The organism is Thalassobacillus sp. B23F22_16, from assembly GCF_043496955.1.
In the GTDB taxonomy this organism is placed as follows: domain Bacteria; phylum Bacillota; class Bacilli; order Bacillales; family Halobacillaceae; genus Thalassobacillus; species Thalassobacillus devorans_A.
Genome location: NZ_JBIEKD010000056.1, coordinates 1 through 2,318 on the forward strand (window position 1 = coordinate 1; position 2,318 = coordinate 2,318).

A 2,318-nucleotide genomic window follows, 5' to 3' on the forward strand; every position below is an offset into this window, starting at 1 on the left:
GAAAAGGTAAAAACAATAAAATTACAAAAAAAGGGAACGGGGTCTGTTTGTTATCCTCTTCCCTTTTTTGAATTTGAATACCAAAAACAACAGGTAATTTTTACCTTTTATGTCATTATTAAACTATCGCGCAAGGCCAGTGGTCAGGCACCGCAATCTTAATCCTCCTAATGGCTGTGAGATACTACAGGCAGAATTTCTTAGGAGGAATGTTGATGAGCCAAACAGAAAAACAAGCGCTTTGGGAAGACCGCTTGATTCATTTCCATGAATCCGGTCAAACAGCCAAAGAATGGTGTAACCACCATCAGATTAATATTCATACCTTTCGGTATTGGAAAAGGAAAATGCAAGTATCAGCTGATCCGGCGCCTTCCTGGGTGGCTGTAGAAGTGGAAGAAGAAACTTCCCAACCATCTATACACATTTCCATCGGTAGAGCGACCATTGAAACTTCCGAAGATGTCTGTCCGGAGCACCTGGCCAACGTGCTGAAAGTGGTCCAGGCGGTATGTTGAATGTGGCACATGTGGAGAAGGTTTATCTCGCTCAGGGCAATACAGACTTACGAAAGTCGATTGATGGCCTGGCAATCCTGGTTCAGGAAGCTTTTGAACTGGATCCCTTCTCCCCTTGTCTATTTGTATTCTGTAACCGGAAACGGGATAAAGTGAAAATTCTCCAATGGGATCACAACGGGTTCTGGCTTCATTATCGTCGCCTTGAAAAAGGAACCTTTGAATGGCCCGCAGACGATGGTGCTTCTGTCATGCCTGTCAGTCGACGGCAATTTCGGTGGTTGATGGACGGATTGCCTCTTCACCAAAGAGAAGCCCACCGGGCTGTTCACGCAAGAACATTGATTTAAAAGAAGGAATTCGTCTATTGATGTCGAATCCTTTTTTTATGGATACAAACACGAAGACCCCAAAGACAATGGAATCATTGGAAGAGCGTTGTCTTTCTCTGGAAGACGAAAATGCGAAGCTGGCAGCCAAGGTTGAATGGTATGAACAACAGTTCAAATTGAGCCAACAGAAACGTTTTGGTGCTTCGAGTGAAAAGATGGACCCTGATCAGATTTCCTTTTTTGATGAAGCAGAAGTCACCTCCGATACGAACGAAGAGGAGCCGACGCTGGAAACGATTGAATATAAACGGAAAAAACGAATAGGGCAGCGTGAAGAAATGTTGAAAAGCCTTCCGACAGAGACAGTGGAATACCACCTCGAGGACCAGGCTTGTTCGTCATGCGGTCATGATCTTCACCAAATGAGTACAGAAGAGCGTCGGGAATTGATCGTGATCCCAGCGCAGGTGAAAGTGAAAAAACACGTGCGCCATGTATACAGTTGTAGGCGTTGTGAGCGACATGGGGTGGAAACCCCTGTCCAGACAGCTCCTATGCCGAATCCTGTTCTTCCGAAGAGTCTCGCTTCGCCCTCAAGCCTGGCATTTTTCATGAGTCAGAAATATGTCGAGGCGTTGCCTCTCTATCGCCAGGAAAAGCAGTTGGAACGCATGGGAATCCCATTATCCAGAGCCACCATCGCCAACTGGATGATTCAAGCAGCGCATCACTGGCTGAAGCCGTTGTTTGACCAACTTCATCAAGCCATGGTGAAGCATTCATCGCTGCATGCGGATGAGACGCCTCTTCAAGTATTAAGAGAAGATGGAAAGGCAGCCGAGTCCAAGTCCTATATGTGGCTGTACTGTACCGGTCGCAACGGACCACCCATCGTTCTGTATGACTATCAGCGTACGCGAGCCGGCAAGCACGCGAAACGATTCCTCGAATCGTTTTCTGGTTATCTCCAGACCGATGGGTATGGAGGCTATCATAAGGTGGACGGCGTACAACTCATGGGCTGTTGGGCGCATGCTCGCCGTAAATTCGATGAGGCGTTGAAAGCCGCCCCTTCCTCGTCGACATTGATTCATAGTGTCGCCAAGGAGGCGATTCAGAAGATTCAGCGATTATACGCCATCGAAAAAGAAAGTAAAACGTGGACAGACGAAGAACGCCTGGAGTATCGGAAGAAGAAAAGTGAGCCGATACTGGAGGACTTTTCGAAGTGGCTGAAAAACCATAAATCCAAAGTCTTGCCGAAAAGCAAATTGGGGGAAGCCATCACCTATTGTTTGAATCAATGGGATCAGCTGGTCGTCTATCTGCAGGATGGGCAGATCGATATCGATAATAATCGAGCTGAACGATTCATCAAACCATTCGTAATCGGCCGCAAGAACTGGCTGTTTTCGAATAGCCTGAAAGGGGCTGAATCCAGCGCCATGATTTATAGTGTCGTAGAAAC

The 2,318-nt window shown here is 46.9% G+C and carries 3 protein-coding genes; all 3 read left to right on the forward strand.

The window, feature by feature from the left end:
* Window positions 1-215 precede the first annotated feature (215 nt).
* Window positions 216-518: an IS66 family insertion sequence element accessory protein TnpA gene (gene tnpA / locus ACGTNI_RS19895; RefSeq protein ID WP_394464239.1), complete on the forward strand. Its 303-nt coding sequence runs from the start codon at window positions 216-218 to the stop codon at window positions 516-518.
* On the forward strand, window positions 512-868 hold the full coding sequence (tnpB, locus tag ACGTNI_RS19900; RefSeq protein WP_394464241.1) for an IS66 family insertion sequence element accessory protein TnpB: 357 nt from the start codon (window positions 512-514) through the stop codon (window positions 866-868). Before tnpA ends, tnpB begins: the two co-directional genes overlap by 7 nt.
* Window positions 869-888: 20 nt before the next feature.
* On the forward strand, window positions 889-2,318 hold a 1,430-nt coding region (gene tnpC / locus ACGTNI_RS19905), incomplete at its 3' end, for an IS66 family transposase (protein WP_394464242.1).

Bases quoted from the DNA above. Each gene is read 5' to 3' on its own strand.
- tnpB (WP_394464241.1), top strand. From the start codon at position 512: ATGTTGAATGTGGCACATGTGGAGAAGGTTTATCTCGCTCAGGGCAAT.
- tnpA (WP_394464239.1), top strand. From the start codon at position 216: ATGAGCCAAACAGAAAAACAAGCGCTTTGGGAAGACCGCTTGATTCAT.